20 protein-coding genes are annotated in these 14933 nt (G+C 72.6%); 10 read left to right on the top strand and 10 right to left on the bottom strand.

Translation table 11 applies throughout. The annotated features are described in order from the left end of the window. Positions 1–46: 46 nt before the first annotated feature. On the bottom strand, positions 47–547 hold the full coding sequence (locus tag ACFY23_RS19470) for a methylated-DNA--[protein]-cysteine S-methyltransferase (protein WP_350679435.1): 501 nt from the start codon (positions 545–547) through the stop codon (positions 47–49). After that, on the bottom strand, positions 544–2004 hold the full coding sequence (locus tag ACFY23_RS19465) for an AlkA N-terminal domain-containing protein (protein ID WP_350679433.1): 1461 nt from the start codon (positions 2002–2004) through the stop codon (positions 544–546). Before ACFY23_RS19465 ends, ACFY23_RS19470 begins: the two co-directional genes overlap by 4 nt. A gap of 142 nt (positions 2005–2146) precedes the next feature. Here ACFY23_RS19465 and ACFY23_RS19460 point away from each other — a divergent pair, with 142 nt between their 5' ends. Together ACFY23_RS19460 and ACFY23_RS19455 are read left to right on the top strand one after the other, a co-directional pair. After that, positions 2147–2629 carry a hypothetical protein gene (locus tag ACFY23_RS19460; protein WP_350679431.1) on the top strand — a complete coding sequence of 161 codons (483 nt, stop codon included), beginning with the start codon at positions 2147–2149 and terminating at the stop codon, positions 2627–2629. A gap of 82 nt (positions 2630–2711) precedes the next feature. Then, on the top strand, positions 2712–3446 hold the full coding sequence (locus ACFY23_RS19455) for a Type 1 glutamine amidotransferase-like domain-containing protein (RefSeq protein ID WP_387036323.1): 735 nt from the start codon (positions 2712–2714) through the stop codon (positions 3444–3446). A gap of 3 nt (positions 3447–3449) precedes the next feature. On the opposite strand, the gene ACFY23_RS19450 is transcribed toward ACFY23_RS19455, so the two are convergent. Next, the gene (locus tag ACFY23_RS19450) at positions 3450–4010 is read right to left on the bottom strand and encodes an exonuclease (protein ID WP_350679427.1); all 561 of its coding nucleotides are present in this window, start codon (positions 4008–4010) and stop codon (positions 3450–3452) included. 131 nt (positions 4011–4141) lie between these two features. On the opposite strand from ACFY23_RS19450, the gene ychF reads away from it, so the two are divergent. Further along, positions 4142–5227, top strand: a complete 1086-nt coding sequence (ychF, locus tag ACFY23_RS19445) for a redox-regulated ATPase YchF (protein WP_350818994.1) — start codon at positions 4142–4144, stop codon at positions 5225–5227. A 201-nt stretch (positions 5228–5428) separates the two neighbouring features. Here ychF and ACFY23_RS19440 read toward each other — a convergent pair whose 3' ends face one another. The 3 genes from ACFY23_RS19440 to ACFY23_RS19430 all read right to left on the bottom strand — a co-directional run bounded on the left by ACFY23_RS19440 (position 5429) and on the right by ACFY23_RS19430 (position 8028). After that, positions 5429–5770: a hypothetical protein gene (locus tag ACFY23_RS19440; RefSeq protein WP_350679423.1), complete on the bottom strand. Its 342-nt coding sequence runs from the start codon at positions 5768–5770 to the stop codon at positions 5429–5431. A 217-nt stretch (positions 5771–5987) separates the two neighbouring features. Next, positions 5988–6767, bottom strand: coding sequence for a hypothetical protein (locus tag ACFY23_RS19435; RefSeq protein ID WP_350679421.1), 780 nt, complete (start codon positions 6765–6767; stop codon positions 5988–5990). A 397-nt stretch (positions 6768–7164) separates the two neighbouring features. Continuing rightward, the gene (locus tag ACFY23_RS19430) at positions 7165–8028 is read right to left on the bottom strand and encodes an SDR family oxidoreductase (RefSeq protein WP_350679419.1); all 864 of its coding nucleotides are present in this window, start codon (positions 8026–8028) and stop codon (positions 7165–7167) included. 113 nt (positions 8029–8141) lie between these two features. On the opposite strand from ACFY23_RS19430, the gene ACFY23_RS19425 reads away from it, so the two are divergent. The 4 genes from ACFY23_RS19425 (at position 8142) to ACFY23_RS19410 (ending at position 10852) form a co-directional block, all read left to right on the top strand. Next, positions 8142–8756 (top strand): TetR/AcrR family transcriptional regulator, encoded by a 615-nt coding sequence (locus ACFY23_RS19425; protein WP_350679417.1) that lies wholly within the window; start codon positions 8142–8144, stop codon positions 8754–8756. 80 nt (positions 8757–8836) lie between these two features. Next, positions 8837–9298 (top strand): hypothetical protein, encoded by a 462-nt coding sequence (locus ACFY23_RS19420; RefSeq protein ID WP_350679415.1) that lies wholly within the window; start codon positions 8837–8839, stop codon positions 9296–9298. Further along, a complete protein-coding gene (locus ACFY23_RS19415; RefSeq protein ID WP_350679413.1) occupies positions 9285–9845 on the top strand; it encodes a DUF3995 domain-containing protein in 561 nt (186 codons plus the stop codon). The genes ACFY23_RS19420 and ACFY23_RS19415 overlap by 14 nt, the downstream gene beginning before the upstream one ends. Continuing rightward, positions 9842–10852 carry a hypothetical protein gene (locus ACFY23_RS19410; RefSeq protein ID WP_350679411.1) on the top strand — a complete coding sequence of 337 codons (1011 nt, stop codon included), beginning with the start codon at positions 9842–9844 and terminating at the stop codon, positions 10850–10852. Before ACFY23_RS19415 ends, ACFY23_RS19410 begins: the two co-directional genes overlap by 4 nt. 250 nt (positions 10853–11102) lie before the next feature. On the opposite strand, the gene ACFY23_RS19405 is transcribed toward ACFY23_RS19410, so the two are convergent. The 3 genes from ACFY23_RS19405 to ACFY23_RS19395 form a co-directional block, all read right to left on the bottom strand. After that, positions 11103–11465 (bottom strand): PH domain-containing protein, encoded by a 363-nt coding sequence (locus ACFY23_RS19405; protein WP_350679409.1) that lies wholly within the window; start codon positions 11463–11465, stop codon positions 11103–11105. A 34-nt stretch (positions 11466–11499) separates the two neighbouring features. Further along, positions 11500–12237, bottom strand: coding sequence for a class I SAM-dependent methyltransferase (locus ACFY23_RS19400; RefSeq protein WP_350679407.1), 738 nt, complete (start codon positions 12235–12237; stop codon positions 11500–11502). Between the two features lie 75 nt (positions 12238–12312). Further along, entirely contained in the window at positions 12313–13197 is an 885-nt protein-coding gene (locus ACFY23_RS19395; RefSeq protein WP_350679493.1) for a LysR family transcriptional regulator, read from the bottom strand. Positions 13198–13284: 87 nt separating this feature from the next. Between ACFY23_RS19395 and ACFY23_RS19390 the strand changes: the two genes are divergently transcribed. Continuing rightward, positions 13285–13422 (top strand): hypothetical protein, encoded by a 138-nt coding sequence (locus tag ACFY23_RS19390; RefSeq protein WP_350679405.1) that lies wholly within the window; start codon positions 13285–13287, stop codon positions 13420–13422. Continuing rightward, positions 13419–13811, top strand: coding sequence for a VOC family protein (locus tag ACFY23_RS19385; protein ID WP_350679403.1), 393 nt, complete (start codon positions 13419–13421; stop codon positions 13809–13811). Before ACFY23_RS19390 ends, ACFY23_RS19385 begins: the two co-directional genes overlap by 4 nt. 128 nt (positions 13812–13939) lie before the next feature. On the opposite strand, the gene ACFY23_RS19380 is transcribed toward ACFY23_RS19385, so the two are convergent. Then, the gene (locus ACFY23_RS19380) at positions 13940–14245 is read right to left on the bottom strand and encodes a 4a-hydroxytetrahydrobiopterin dehydratase (RefSeq protein WP_350679401.1); all 306 of its coding nucleotides are present in this window, start codon (positions 14243–14245) and stop codon (positions 13940–13942) included. 183 nt (positions 14246–14428) lie between these two features. On the opposite strand from ACFY23_RS19380, the gene ACFY23_RS19375 reads away from it, so the two are divergent. After that, positions 14429–14866 carry a (deoxy)nucleoside triphosphate pyrophosphohydrolase gene (locus ACFY23_RS19375; protein WP_350679399.1) on the top strand — a complete coding sequence of 146 codons (438 nt, stop codon included), beginning with the start codon at positions 14429–14431 and terminating at the stop codon, positions 14864–14866. Positions 14867–14933 lie beyond the last annotated feature (67 nt).

Raw genomic sequence — 14933 nt, 5'->3', positions numbered from 1 at the left:
TCCGACGGTAGCGGCAAATGTGAATGGCGCCCCTGTCAGCTTCCCGTCACGGCCGCTCGTGTCCGAGAAGCCACTTCTTCACGTCCAGCCCCCAGCGGTAGCCGCCGAGCGTCCCGTCGGTGCGCAGCACCCGGTGGCAGGGGACGAACAGGGCGACCGCGTTGCGGGCGCAGGCCGCCGCGGCGGCCCGTACGGCCGCGGGCCGGCCGGCCAGCCCGGCGAACCCGGTGTAGGTCACCGGATCACCCGGCTTCACCTCGCGCAGCACCTGCCAGGCGTGCGCCATGAACACGCCGCCGGTGTGCTGCTCCACCGGCACGGTGTCGATCGCGGTCAACTCGCCGTCCAGGTAGGCCGCGACGGCGGCGGTGACCGGGCCGAGGTCGGCCCGGTGCCGCAGCGGGGCCCGCAGCGTCGGGTGCACCAGGGGGAGCAGGTGCTCGGGTTCGCCGGTGAAGCCCGCCGCCCGGACCGCCCCGTCGGGGCCGGCCACGATGCTGAGCGGTCCGGCGGGGGTGGCGACCACGGTGCTGTCGTTCATGCTCATGCTGCTCTCCAGAGTCGGATCACCGCGTACGAGCGCCAGGGGCGCCAGCGGTCGGCGTACGTGTCGAGGGTCTTCGGGTCGTCGGGCAGGCCGAGGGCGGCGGCGCCCCGGCGCACCGCGAGGTCGGTGGGGAGGAGGACGTCCGGGTCGCCGAGGGCGCGCATCGCGACGTAGCCGGCGGTCCAGGGGCCGATCCCGGGCAGCGCCAGCAGCCGCCGGACGGTCTCCTCCCGGTCCCCGCCCGGCGCCAGGTCCAGCGACCCGTCGGCGACGGCCCCGGCCAGGGCGCGGATCGTCGCCCGCCGCCCGGCCGGCATCCCGAACACCTCGTCCGGCACCCCGAGCACCTCCTCGGCGGTGGGAAACGCGGCCAGCCACGGCCCCGGCCCGTCCCCGGCGTCGGAGGGGTGGGGGACGGGCGGGCGGAGGTGCTCCAGCAGGCGGGTGAGGGTGGTGCGGGCCGAGCGGACGGAGACCTGCTGGCCGACGATCGCGCGCAGGGCCATCTCGAAGCCGTCGACCGAGCGGGGGAGGCGGACGCCCGGCTCGGCGGCGACCGCCCCGGCCAGGGCCGGGGCGGCGGCGAGGGTGCCGTCGACGGCGACCGGGTCGGCGTCGAGGTCGAGCAGGCGGCGGCAGCGGGCCACCGCGGGGGCCAGGTCGCGCATGTCGGTCAGCCGCAGGGTCGCGGTCACGTGCCCGTCCGCCGGGGCCAGGGTCGCCTCGCCCGGGCCGTGCGGCAGCCGCAGCCCCCGGCGGTACGTCCCGTCGCGCACCTCCTCGACGCCGGGCAGCGCCCGCAGCGCGAGGAAGTCCAGCAGCGCCCCCGCGTGCAGCGGCGGGCGGTACGCGAGCCGCAGCGTGATCGTGCCCGACCCGCTCGGCGCGGGGCACCGACCACGGGCGGTACGCAGCTCGGACGGGGCCTTGCCGAACACCTCGCGGACCGTGTCGTTGAACTGCCGGACGCTGCCGAACCCGGCGGCGAACGCGATCTCCGTCATGCCCAGGCCGGTGGTCTCGATCAGGGTGCGGGCGGTCTGCGCGCGCTGCGCCCGGGCCAGGGCGAGGGGGCCGGCGCCCATCTCCGCCCGGAGCATCCGGTGCAGGTGGCGCTCGGTGTAGCCGAGCCGGGCGGCCAGTCCCGGGATGCCGTCCCGGTCGACGACCCCGTCGGCGATGAGCCGCATCGCCCGGCCGACCACGTCGGCCCGGACGTCCCACTGCGGAGAGCCCGGGGCGGCGTCCGGCCGGCACCGCCGGCAGGCGCGCAGCCCGGCGCCCTGCGCCGCCGCGGCCGAGGGGAAGAACCGGACGTTCTGCCGTTTCGGCGTCATCGCGGGGCAGGACGGCCGGCAGTAGATCCCGGTCGAGGTCACGCCGGTGTAGAACCAGCCGTCGAACCGCTGGTCGCGGCTGTCGACGGCCCGGTAGCACCGCTCAAAGTCCAATTCCACGTCACCGATGATGCCCCTGCTCGTCGCCCTGGGCTCGCGGAAATCGGACGCGGCCGTGCGGGTGGGAACGGGACGTCCGGCGCCGAAAGTGTCGGTTGTGGTCGGTACCGTCCGGGCCACCAACTCAAGAAGGGGCGCGGCAATGGTGAGCGTGGCGGGTCGGGAAGCGGCGTCGACACGGGACGGGCACCTCCCGCTGGACGACGCGGTGGTGCAGGGCTTCTACGACCGGATGCGCGCGGTCGCCCCGGCCGCCGTCGGCGCGATCGAGCGGGACCGGGCCGGCGACCCGGGGCGGGCGTTCGGCGACACCGCCTGCGGCCGGCTCGTGCGCTCGCTGGACGCCGACGGGCTCCGCGCGCTGGGCATGTGGGTGCACCACTGGTGCATGCGCTTCTACGACGACGACACCCGGGTGGCGCTGCGCCTGGTCCGGGAGATCGCCGGCCGTCCCGGGCTGGGCTGGACGGCAGACGAGGTGCGCTGGATGCTCCGCGAGTCGTACGCGGCGGGTCCCGCCGCCGACGCCCGCTTCACGTTGCCCCTCGCCGCCGCCGGGGGGCTGGCCCCGGACGCCCTGCGGATCGAGCCGGTCGTCCCGCGGCAGCCCGGCCCCCGCGACTGACCGGCCGCGCGGCAGCCCGGCCCTCGCCGCTGACCGTCCGGGCGGCAGGATGGGCGGCGCCGACACCGACGGAAGGACGACCGTGCCCGCCAGCGAACCGACCATCCTCGCCACCAGCATGGGCATCTACGCTCCCCGCCGCGAGGGCGAGGCCCGGCGGGTCAACCCCGTCTTCGACCTCGCCGCCGACCTGGCCGGGGCCGGGCCCGAGCCGAGGATCTGCTTCCTCAACCAGGCCGAGGGCGACCAGCCGACCACGCTGGCCCGGGTCTACGAGGCGTTTGCCGGCAGCCGGTTCCGGATGACGCACCTGGCGCTCTTCCCGATGCCGAACGTCGACGACATCCGCGCCCACCTGCTCGCGCAGGACGTGGTCTGGGTGGGCGGCGGCAGCGTCGCGAACCTCTGCGCGGTGTGGCGGGTGCACGGCCTCGGCGAGATCCTGCGGGAGTGCTGGGAGGCGGGCGTCGTGCTCGGCGGCGTATCCGCCGGCTCGATCTGCTGGCACGCTGGCGGCGCCACCGACAGCTTCGGCACCACCCTGCGCGGCTTCACCGACGGGCTGGGCTGGCTGCCCTACGGCAACGGCGTGCACTACGACAGCGAGGCGCAGCGCCGGCCGCTGATGCACCGGCTGGTCGGCGACGGCACGCTGCCGACCGCGCACTGCACCGACGACGGCACCGGCCTGCTCTACCGGGGCGAGCGGCTGGTCGAGGCGGTCGCGGACCGCCCGGGCGTCTGCGCGTACGAGGTCAGCCGCGGCCCGGACGGCAGCGTGCGGGAGACCCCGATCGGGCCGCGCCTGCTCGGCTGACTCCTACCGCTCCTGGCCGCGGCGCCGCAGGACCGCGTCGAAGACCTGGGCCAGCTCGGCGGCGTCCTCCCCGGCGTGGTGGGTGTGCGGCACGTCGGTCAGGCCCAGCTCGTGCTTGATCGTGCCCTTGCGGGTCTGCACCCACTCGCAGCCGGTCAGCCCCATCCAGTAGCTGCGCAGGTCGACACCGGAACCGGTGGCGCCGAACGGGCTGTGCCCGACGAACCGGGTGAAGTACCAGTGCACGAACATGCCGTCCCAGACCGCCGGGGCCGCCAGGAACACCGGCCGGCCGATCCCGCGTAGCCCGTTCACCCATCTCGCGGCGGCGCCCATCGCCTCCTCGGCCGTGGGCGCCTCGCGGATCAGCCGGTCCCGGTCCAGCCCGGAGACCGCGAGCGCGGCAGGCACGAACTCGTCGGAGATCGGCTTCAGCTCGGTGTAGAAGGCCAGCTCCGGGCGGCCGGCGACCGCCATGCCCAGCGAGATCATGCTGTACGGCCCGGGGATCGGCCCGTCCGCCTCCACGTCGACCGCCACGTACAACTCCGGCAGCCGGCTCATCCCGCCTCCTTGGGTCGCTCGCGCGGACGGTGGCACGGTAACAACGGTCGGGCGATCTCCGGCGGTCGTTTTTCCGCCGGGTGGAGCCTGCCTGTCCAAGGCCGGCGGCGAGCGGCGTAAGCTGGCCCGTCGTGAGTCTCACCATCGGCATCGTCGGCCTGCCCAACGTCGGCAAGAGCACCCTGTTCAACGCGCTGACCAAGAACGACGTGCTCGCGGCGAACTACCCGTTCGCCACCATCGAGCCCAACGTCGGCGTCGTCGGGCTGCCGGACGAGCGGCTCGACAAGCTCGCCGAGATCTTCAGCTCGCAGAAGGTGCTGCCCGCCCCCGTGTCGTTCGTCGACATCGCCGGCCTCGTACGCGGCGCCTCCAAGGGGCAGGGCCGGGGCAACGCGTTCCTGGCGAACATCCGCGACGCCTCGGCGATCTGCCAGGTGGTGCGGGCCTTCTCCGACCCGAACGTGGTGCACGTCGACGGCAAGGTCTCCCCGGCCGACGACATCGAGACGATCAACACCGAGCTGATCCTCGCCGACCTCCAGACCCTGGAGAAGGCGGTGCCGCGGCTGGAGAAGGAGGCCAAGCTCCGCAAGGACCGGGCCGCCGCGCTGACCGCCGCCAAGAAGGCCGCCGAGCTGCTCGACACCGGCGTCACCCTCTACGCGGGCGCCAAGGACGCGGGCATCGAGCTGGAGCACCTGCGCGAGCTGCACCTGCTCACCACCAAGCCCTTCCTGTACGTCTTCAACGTCGACGAGGCCGAGCTGGGCAACGCCGAGTTCCTCGACGAGTTGCGCGCCCTGGTCGCCCCGGCCGAGGCCGTCTTCATGGACGCCAAGATCGAGTCCGAGCTGGTGGACCTGCCCGAGGAGGAGGCCCGCGAGCTGCTGGAGTCGATCGGCCAGCAGGAGCCGGGCCTGGACCAGCTCGTCCGGGTCGGCTTCCGCACGCTCGGGCTCCAGACGTACCTCACCGCCGGCCCCAAGGAGGCGCGGGCCTGGACCATCCCGGTCGGCGCGACCGCGCCGGAGGCCGCGGGGGTCATCCACTCCGACTTCCAGCGCGGCTTCATCAAGGCCGAGGTGGTCTCCTACGCCGACCTGGTCGCCGCCGGGTCGATGGCGGCGGCCAAGGCGGCGGGCAAGGTCCGCATCGAGGGCAAGGAGTACGTGATGCAGGACGGCGACGTCGTAAAGTTCCGCTTCAACGTCTGAACCCGGCCTGTTCGCCCTGGTCAGGGTGTTGTCCTCTTGCCCTGGGGCACACCGGGGGCACACCCCACGCCTCATCGACGGCGCGACGGATGCGCTCCTCCGAGCCCGGCATCGGGTGCCCGTACGAATCGGGGTCGGTGACCGGCGCAGCGAATGGTCGCCGCGCCGAGGGGCGACGTGCTGCGATGCCCTGGACCGCCGCTAGGAATCCGCAGGCGCGAACCGAAAGGAAGGGCTGCCGGGCGTCGGCGTGTACGACAACCCGTCGGTGGCGGCGAAGTCCTGGAGCCGAGCGAGCGCTGACTCATCCGAGGTCGTGTCACTAAGATGGACCCGAATGCCGTCGAAGCGTAACCGGGCGTCGGCGATCAGAGGGTCCACACCCAGGCCGTCCAGGTCGCCGGACAGCGTGGCCCGGGCATGAATCCACAGGTCACGCTGCTCGAAGATCTCCAGGTCGGTGAGGCCGTACCGGTGATGCTGGAAGAAGTAGACGCTGGACTCGGCAGGTTCGGCGACGCCTCGAACCGCTTGACCGGTCATGCTGCGCCAACTGGCTGTAGAGAGAGACAGCTATTCGATGTCCAGGGAGACTGGGCTGCTCCCGTAGTCCCGGGTCACCTCGTCGAAGGGAAATCGGAAACTCCACGTCAGATGCGGGGCCAACCCCAGCCTCGGGTTGTCGAACAGCAGCCCGCCCACGTTCCCCCTTCGACCGGAACAAGCTCGCGGACGTCCAGCGCATCGTCGTCAGCCTCCGTTATGACGGCGAACGAGCCGTCAAAGGTGAGCCTGACGTGGTACGGCCGGTGGGCTGGCTTTCCTGGTGCGGGGCAGCAGAAGGCAGCGTCGCGGTTTCGGTCTTCGTAGTGCAGGCGTCAAGGATGTCGGTGGCGCGGTCACGATGACGCTCATCGGTGGTTTCGGCTGACGCCGCGCGTATCAAGAGAGGAAGGTCCGCTCGGCGGATCAGGTCGGGACTGTCGAGGAGCAGCGCGGCCGCGATTGCGGCCGCGTGCCGGGTGGCAGGGTCAGGGTCGCGCAGGAAGGCGGAGACGGCCTGGAGGATTACCGGGCGCTGGGCGCGGAGCTCGGCCATTGCCGGGTAGCCGTCCAGGGAGAATCCGACGCGCTCCAACTGTGCTACTACAGCGTCGTTGACGTCCTCGGCAATTCCGCCAAGCCAGTCCAGGAGCAGCACTCGCAGCGGACGGGGCGGGGCTGACCGATAGCCGATCCGCTCATCGACGAGGGTGGTGGCGGCGCGGGGTTCGGACAGGATCGCCGCGAGGTACAGGGTGGTGGGTACGGTGGCTGGGTAGATGCTGTTCTGGTGGTACACCGTGTTGAACAGGTGCTGCAACGCATCGGCTCTGACTGCGGGCTCGTCGTCCATCAGTTTGGTGAGCGTCGACGGCGTATCCTCGGCTGACCCATACGCGTGGCAGAGCGAGGCCCAGTCCGTGCCGTGAAGCAGCGCATGAGGATCGAGCAGCGGACCAACCCTCGCAGGCTCGCCCGTGTGGCGGGTAGGCGTCACGCGAAGAGGTTACAGATCGGCCGTTGATACCGCAGAGCGCAGGCCGTTGCCCGATGCGGCGGTCAACACCTGCCGGCGATGTCGGGCTCCGTCTGATGGGTGCCGGATCGATCTCGGATGGTGGTGAACGTCCGGCTGGAGTGTCTTGTCAGTCAGGCGAAGTTCCAGTGCGGCGGCAGGACACCGTCACAGAGGACGCACACGAAGTCCTTGTCTCGCACGATGTTGCGCTCCCCGCAGACTGTGCAACGTCGGAAGGTCACCGTTTCGGTGAAGCCGCCGGGATGCGGTACGCCCAGGCGATCGAGTGCTGCGGCGACCGCCGGCCAGCAGTCGGGATCCGGGCAGTAGCCGGTCGAGCGCGGCCGGGCACTGGTGACCGCCGGCGTGCACCGGGTCAGCTCGGCGCGCCCGGGGCCGGGACCGCCTTCTCGGCGGCGCGACTCACCTCTTCCCAGCCCGCCCAGGTGTCCATGCGTCGCCTGGAGATGTCGAAGGCGAGGTCGTAGACCATGCTGCCCAGCAGCAGTCGCAGCGGCGGGTCGTCGCTGGCGACCAGCGTCATCAGGGCCTCGGCGGCCAGCCGTGGCTCGCTGTCGATCGACCCCTCGGCCCACTGCTTCTCCAGTTCCGCGCGCAGCGCGTCGTAGGCGGGATGCGGGGTGGTCGCCGTGCTGCTGGTGTAGAGGTCCGTCCAGTAGCCTCCCGGCTGGACGATGGTGACCTTGACGCCGAACGGGGCGGCCTCGGCGGCCAGCGCCTCGCTCATGCCCTCCAGCGCGAACTTGCTCGCGCTGTAGAGCCCCGTGCTGGGAAAGCCGCCGAGCGCACCGATGCTGGAGATCTGCACGATGTGTCCGGCGCCCTGGGCCCGCAGGTGCGGCAGGACGGCCTGGCTGACCCAGAGCGCGCCGAAGAAGTTGAGGTCCAGCTGCGCGCGGGCCTCGGCCTCGGTGAACTCCTCCACCATGCCGGCGAAGAGCGCCCCTGCGTTGTTCACGACGATGTCGAGCCGGCCGAAGTGTCGCACCGCCCGGGCGACGACGTCGACGACCGCCTCGCGGTTCGTGACGTCGAGGCGCAGTGCCAGCAGCCGGCCGGGGTGCCGCGCGGCGAGGTCGTCGAGCGGCGAGACGTCGCGGGCCGCGCCGACGACCCGGTCACCGGCGGCGAGCGCGGCCTCGGTGAAGGCGCGGCCGAGGCCGCGGCTGGCCCCGGTGATGAACCAGACGCGGGATGCGGCGGTGCCTGAGGTTTCCATGGAAGTCCTTCCGTCAGACGAGACGGACCGTATCGTCTTGTTGCGGGTGACCCTACCCGATCGGGCCCGACTGTCAAGACGGACCGTCTCGTCTCTCTTGCTAGATTTAGCCCGTGCCCACGCAGAAGGTCGCCCCCGACTCCAGTCGCCGCAGCCAGACGGCGCGGCGAGCCATCCTCGCCGCCGCCTTCGACCTCGTCGGTGAGGTGGGGTACGCGAAGCTCAGCATCGAGGGCATCGCCGCCGCCGCAGGCGTGGGCAAACAGACCATCTACCGCTGGTGGCCCTCGAAGGGCGCGCTGCTGTTCGACGCCTTCCTCGCGCTCACCACCGAGGGGCAGGACGGCGAGAGTGTTGCCCTGCCCGACACCGGCGACCTGGCGGCCGACCTGAAGGTGGTCCTGCGGGCCACCGTCGCCGAACTGAACGACCCGCGCTACGACCAGCCCATGCGCGCCCTGCACACCGAGATCGTCCACGATCCCGCGCTGGCCGCCGACTACGCGAAGCGGTTGGACGAGCCCATGCGGGAGCTGAAGAAGGAGCGCCTGCGCGCCGCCCAGCGTTCGGGGCAGTTGGCCGAGGACGTCGAGCTCGACGTCGCCGTCGACATGCTGTTCGGGCCGGTCCTCAACCGGTGGCTCCAGCGCACCGGCCCGCTGAACCCCGAATACGCCGATCAGGTGGTGGACACGGCGCTGCGCGGCCTCCGGCCCCGCGACCGGTAGCCCGCTGTCCCTCCCGTGGGGGAGGAGGATCCCTCACCGACGGGAGGGGCCGGGGGGTCACCGTCAATACCGTCGTATCCATGGTCGATCATGTTCACCCCCGGCGATGGCCGGCGTACGCCCTGGCGGTGCTGTTCCTCGCGTACGCCACGGGGAAGGCCGTCTTCGCCGCGCAGTCCCGGCTCGGGTTCCCGGGTGGCCCGGTCGTGTCGGCCGCCGAGCACGAGAGCTACGCCCGCGACGTCATGGGCGTGGCCACCGCGCAGTGGTCGGCGACCGCGACCGGGTTGTTGGCCGCTTGCCTCGCCGTCGCCACGGTGACGACGCTGGGGCGCCGGGTGCCGAGGACGCTGATGCTGTTGGCGCTCGCCGGCATGCTGCTGGCCGTCGGGGCCGGCGCGATGATCATGGTGGTGGACGGCTTCGTCGGCATCGGTGTGGGCTGGCAGTGGTACCACGCGATCCTCGGGCTCGTCGTGATCGGGCTGCTCCTGGAGACGATCCGGTCCTACGCGACGGCGACGAAGCGTGTCGCGGCCTGACGCCGCGCGCTGGGGCGCCTACGGGGCGGCGGCCTGCGCGGCGGCGTACGGCTCGATGAAGCTGGCGCAGGCGTTGGGGGCCAACGCGCTGGCCGACAAGGATCCGCTGCCCCCGGAGCTGCGGGAACGGCTGCTCGCGCGAGACCCGATGTTCGTGGCGAGCCACTGGCTGTTGGCCACCGCGGCCGTGGTCGGCGTCGTGGTCGCGCTGGCCACGCTGCGACCCTGGCGGGCGGCCCTCCCGCGCCGCCTGTTGCTCGCGATCGCCGGGACGCTGGGGATCTTCATGATCGCCCGGTCGGTCGGGGTGCTCGGGTTCGGCTTCGTCGGTGACGCGCTGCTGCTGACCGGGGTCCGCCCGCCGCCGGCCGAGCACGCCGCGCTGGCGCGCGAACTGGCGCGGTGGGACCTGCTGCTGTGGTCGCCGTTCTTCCTGCTCTGGGGCGCGTCCTGGACGGTGGCGGGATGGCGGCTGCACCGCAGGTCCACTGTGTCCGATGGTCCGGCGCCGGCGGTGGATGCGGCGAGCCCTACCATCTGGTCGTGATCACTCCGCCGTTGGCGCCCGACGTGCTCGCCCGCTACCCCGGGCTGGAGAAGCTCGGCCGCACGGCCACCCGGCTGCACCCCCGTCGCGGGGCGGTCACGGCCACCGGGAGCCACGTCGGAGGGCCGCTGCTCTGGCCGGCCGACGAGCCCTGGCCCACCTGTGCCACGCCGTGCATGGTGCAGGAGGAGGTGCCGATCCCGGCGGAGCTGTTGGCCCGGATGCGCGAGGCGGAGAGCCGCCGTACGGTGCCGCACGTGCTGGCCGACGGCGAGATCGAGCTGCACGAGGAGCTCGCCCGGCTGGTCGGCCCGGGGTTCAGCGGTTGGGGCTCGGTGAACGGTGGCCCGACCGTGGGCTACCGGTACGGGCCGCGACCCCACCCCCGGCCGAACCCGATGGTGGCGCTGGCGCAACTACGCGCGGCGGACGTTCCCGACCTGCCCCGGCCCGGCGGGGCGGACCTGTTGCAGGTGCTGTGGTGCCCGTTCGAGCACGACACACCGCCGTGGGGGCCGACCGTGGAACTGCGGTGGCGGCGGGAGGCGGACGTCACCGGCATCCTGACGGAGCCGCCGCGCGGCGAGACCGGGGCGGACGGGTACGTGCCCCAGCCGTGCCGGCTGCACCCGGAGCAGATCGTCGAGTATCCGTACATCGAGGAGTTGCCGGCGGAGCTGCGGGCGCTCGCCGAGGCGGACGAGGACGAGGAGTACCTCGACACCTTCATGGCGCCCGGATGGAAGGTCGGCGGGTACGCCCGGTGGAGCCTCACGGACCTGCTCCCGACGCCGTGCCCCCGCTGCGCCGGCCCCACCACGCTGGCCCTCGTCATCGACTCGTCCGAGCGCGGGGCCGACCGGTGGCAACCCGCCCGGGCGGACGGCGCACCGGACGACGACGACCCGTACGAGCCGACCGGCGTGGTCGTCGGTCGCTACGGGGCGCTGCGCATCTTCGTGTGCCTGAGCTGCCCGGACGTCCCCTTCCTGCTCGACCAGCAGTAACGCCCGTGGTGTCGACGAATCCGTCCTCCAGGGGACGAGTGGAACACCATGGGTGTCAAACAGGTGCGTTGGCAGCCATGGTGTTCCACGCGCGGGAGTAGCGGGGCAGGCCCGTTGCCGACGGCGGTCAGCCGCTGGCGGGGCGTCTGATCGGCGGCCAGCTCAGGCAGGGCGACGGTGCGGGCCGCCGCGCTGTTCCGCCGGGCTGCCGCGGCGGAGCGCCGCGCCCTGCCCGATCGCGCCGACCGGCTCAGCTGATGTGGTGGAGGATCACGTTGTGCACGTGGTGGCTCTTCTGGGCGCCGCGGAACTCCACCTCGTAGGTGTGCGTGCCGACGTGGATCGCGATCGCGCCGGTGGAGAAGAACGAGCCGCCCCAGGACTTGTTGCTGACCACGCTGACGCTCGTGATCTTCGAGTACGGGATGCTGGTGATGGCGTACCGCTTGCCGACGAAGGAACGGTCCTGGATGATCACGCGCCGGTCGGTCAGGCCGATGAAGCCCGTGCCCGTGCCGACGGCGTCGTAGACGGCGATGATCTGTTCCCCGTGGAGCAGGCCGCTCTGGATCTGCTGGAACTGCTCCTTGCGGTCGTACGTCGCGTTGGCCATGACCCCACGGTAGGCCGGGCGTGCCAACCCAAGATCACTCTCGGCGGGCCTGCACGACGAACTCGCCGTCGCCCCGGCCCACCGGCTCCCCGCCCCAGCCACCGTGGATCCGCTCGACCGCGAACCCGGCGGCCCGCAGCGACCCGCGCAGCTCGTCCTCGGCGCGGAAGCGCAGGGTGGCCGAGCTGAGCAACTCCTCGCCGTCACCGAACAGGTAGTGGTGGGTGAAGGCGACCGTGTCGCCCTCGACGGCGGTCACCTCCGTCCACGCCCGCACCACCTCGCCGCCCGGCAGGGTGATCCGGCGCCGCGAGTCGACCGGGTTCCAGCGTTCCCACCGCCGGTCCGCCGGGTCGCGCGAGTCGAACGCCAACCGGCCGCCGGGCACCAGCGCCCGGGCCAGGTCGGCGAGGGTACGCGCCCACTCGGCGTCGTCGACGAAGAACTGCGCCACGTGGCTGGTCATCACCGCCACGTCGTACGACCGGTCCGACAGCAGCGCGGAGGTGCCCTCGATCCAGGTCACCCGGCCCGCGCCCGGCTTGACGCGGGCGGCGGCCAGCGAGGGGCCGGCCGGGTCGACGCCGGTGACGGTGTGGCCGGCGGCGGCCATGCCGAGGGTGAACCGCCCAGTGCCGCAGCCCAGGTCGAGCACGCGGGCGGCGGGCGTCTCGTCGACCAGGGCCAGGAACCAGTCGTCGTCGCGCCCCCAGGGGCACTCTGCGTCGTAGACGCGGACCAGCCGCGGATGGTGGAACTCGCCGTGTCTCATCGACGCTGATCGTGCCATCCGGTGCCGCGCCAGGCTGCCCTCCGGACCGGAACGGCCGGGCCTCCACCGCGCGGGTCAGCGCCCGTTCGCGTCGGTCGCGGCCCGGACGAACTCGCGGACCCGGGCCGTGGTGTTGCTCTCCTGCCAGACCAGGCCGCGCCGGATCGGCGGCGCGTCACGGATCGGCACGTACGCCACGTCGGGGCGCGGGTAGTACCGCCGGGTGTGCTCGCCCACCGGCAGCACGCCCCGCCCCATCGCGACCAGCGTCAGCATCTCCGAGAAGGTGTTGCCGGCCGGCCCCTTCGGCACCGGCCGTCCCGACGGGGTGTGCTCGGGCGTGCGGTCGCGTTTGAACCCCGCCGAGGTCACCGCCGGGTACTGCACCACCGGGTGGTCGCCGAGCACCTCCAGGGAGACGGACTCCTGCCGGGTCAGCGGGTGCCCCGCCGCCACCGCGAGCACCCGCTCCTCCTCCAGCAGCGCCGGCCCGCAGGCCATCCCGTCGAAGGGGTACGCGGCCATCAGGATGTCGATCGAGCCGTCCACCAGGCTCGGGCGCGAGTTGAAGAGCTGGACCTCGTGCACCTCGACCTGGCAGTCCGGATGGCGCTGCGAGAACAGGGCGACGGCCTTGAGCAGCACCGGGGCGGTCCACTCGCCGAGGAAGGCGACCCGCAGCCGTCCGGTGACGCCCCGCCCCGCCTCGACGGCCCGGCGTACCGCCTCGTCCATGCCGGCGACCAGCGGCGCCAGGTCGTCGGCGAGCTGCCGGCCGATGGGGGTGAGCTGCACGACCCGGCTGGTGCGGGCGAACAGCGGGGCTCCGATCCGGCGTTCCAGCTTCTTGACCACGTGGCTGATCCGCCCGGTCGTCACCCGCAGGCGTTCGGCCGTCCGGCCGAAGTGCAACTCCTCGGCGAGCGTCAGGAAGGTCTCCAGCTCGTGGCGTTCCAGCACGTCGGCGTCCCGTCGTTGAATCCGGCTCAACGATCGTAGTGTGATCGCGTCTTGGTCGGCCCGCCCGGCCGGCGCATCGTGGGGGGCATGGAAACGACGACAGTGATCGACCACCTGGCCGGCCTCGACGGCCCGCTGCGGGAGATCGGCGAGCAGCTCCTCCCCGTCGAGCCGGCCCTGTTCACCGACTGGCTGCGCCAGGCCAAGGACCTGGAGGCGAAGTGAGCGCGGTGCGGGTCACGGGCTTCGACCACCTGGTGCTCAACGTCTCCGACGTCGAGCGGGCGCTGGGCTTCTACTGCGACGTGCTGGGCCTGGCCCCGGTGCGGGTCGACGAGTGGCGGGCCGGCAAGGTCCCGTTCCCGTCGGTACGCGTCAGCCCGGAGACCATCATCGACCTCGTCCACCGGGACCGGGGCGAATCCAACGTGGACCACTTCTGCCTGGTGGTGGAGCCGCTGGACTGGCAGCACGTCGTCGACGCGGGCGTGTTCACGGTTCTGGAGGGACCGGTGGGCCGGTTCGGCGCGCGCGGCAGCGCCACCTCCCTCTACGTGCGGGACCCGGACGGCAACTCCGTCGAGCTGCGCTGGTATCCCCAGGACGCCGCGTAGCGGGCCGACGTGCGACAGGCCCCGCCGGCGCGACGGCCGGCGGGGCCTGTCCGACGGGTGTGCGACGAGTCAGCGGTTGGCGCGCGGGTCGTTGTCGCGGCGTGGCCGGCGCGACGCGGAAGCGTCGGTCAGGGCTGGGTGACCGCGCGATACGCGTCCTCGATCCGTGCGGCCAGCAGCACCTCGCGCTCGGTCAGCGGGGTGTTGCCGTGGCCGACCTTGATGTGCGTGTGGCCGGCGCGCCGGTTGATCTCGGGCCGCAGGTGCAGCGCGTCGGCGACCACCTTCACCCGCTCGGTGAGGGCCGCGTGCTGCGAGTCGTCGATCACGAGGGTGCGGCGGATCTGCTCACCCTCCCGGGTCCAACCGGTGAGCAGGGTGAGGGCGTCGCTGAGGTAGTCGTGCTTCGCCCGGCCGTTGAACAGCACGCGCATCACCGCACCTCCCAGGCGCCGTTGCCGGCTTGTGGCCAAATCGTCGCCGCCCCGTGTCTTGTCGGTGCCCTCTAGTCTGTCGCCGCACGGTTGGTGTGTCCACGCCCACACTTCCGTGTTCTCCTGCCCTGACGGTCGGCCACGCTACCCAAACCGCCGATTGATCTGGCACGCTGGACGCCCGTGCGGACCGAACGGGCTAACAACGGCGGGCAGGCCGAACGACGGGACCTGAAGGTCGTCGTCGGGGCGGCGATCATCAGGAACGGCAGGGTGCTCGCCTGTGCCCGGGCCGCCCCGCCCGAGGTGGCGGGCATGTGGGAGTTCCCCGGCGGCAAGGTGGAGCCGGGCGAGAGCGAGACCGCCGCGCTCGTCCGCGAGTGCGCCGAGGAACTTGCCGTACGCGTGGAGATCGGCGACCGGGTCGGCCGTAACGTCCGGATGGCGCACGGCCGCTCGGTGCTCAAGGTGTACGCGGCCCGACTGCTGCACGGCGAGCCGCAGGCGCTGGAGCACTCGGCGCTGCGCTGGCTCTCCGCCGACGAGTTGGACACCGTCACCTGGCTGCCGGCCGACGCACCCATCGTCGCCGCCCTCCGCCCGATCCTCGCGCCCGGCTGAGCCGAAGCGGACACCACGGCGAAAACGGGACGGGGGCCGTCGGCAACAGCCGCGGCCCCCGTCATCG

The organism is Micromonospora sp. NPDC000121, from assembly GCF_042899165.1.
In the GTDB taxonomy this organism is placed as follows: Bacteria; Actinomycetota; Actinomycetes; order Mycobacteriales; family Micromonosporaceae; genus Micromonospora.
The sequence above is the reverse complement of the archived record's forward strand: the minus strand, read 5'-3'. Positions and strand labels throughout refer to the sequence as shown.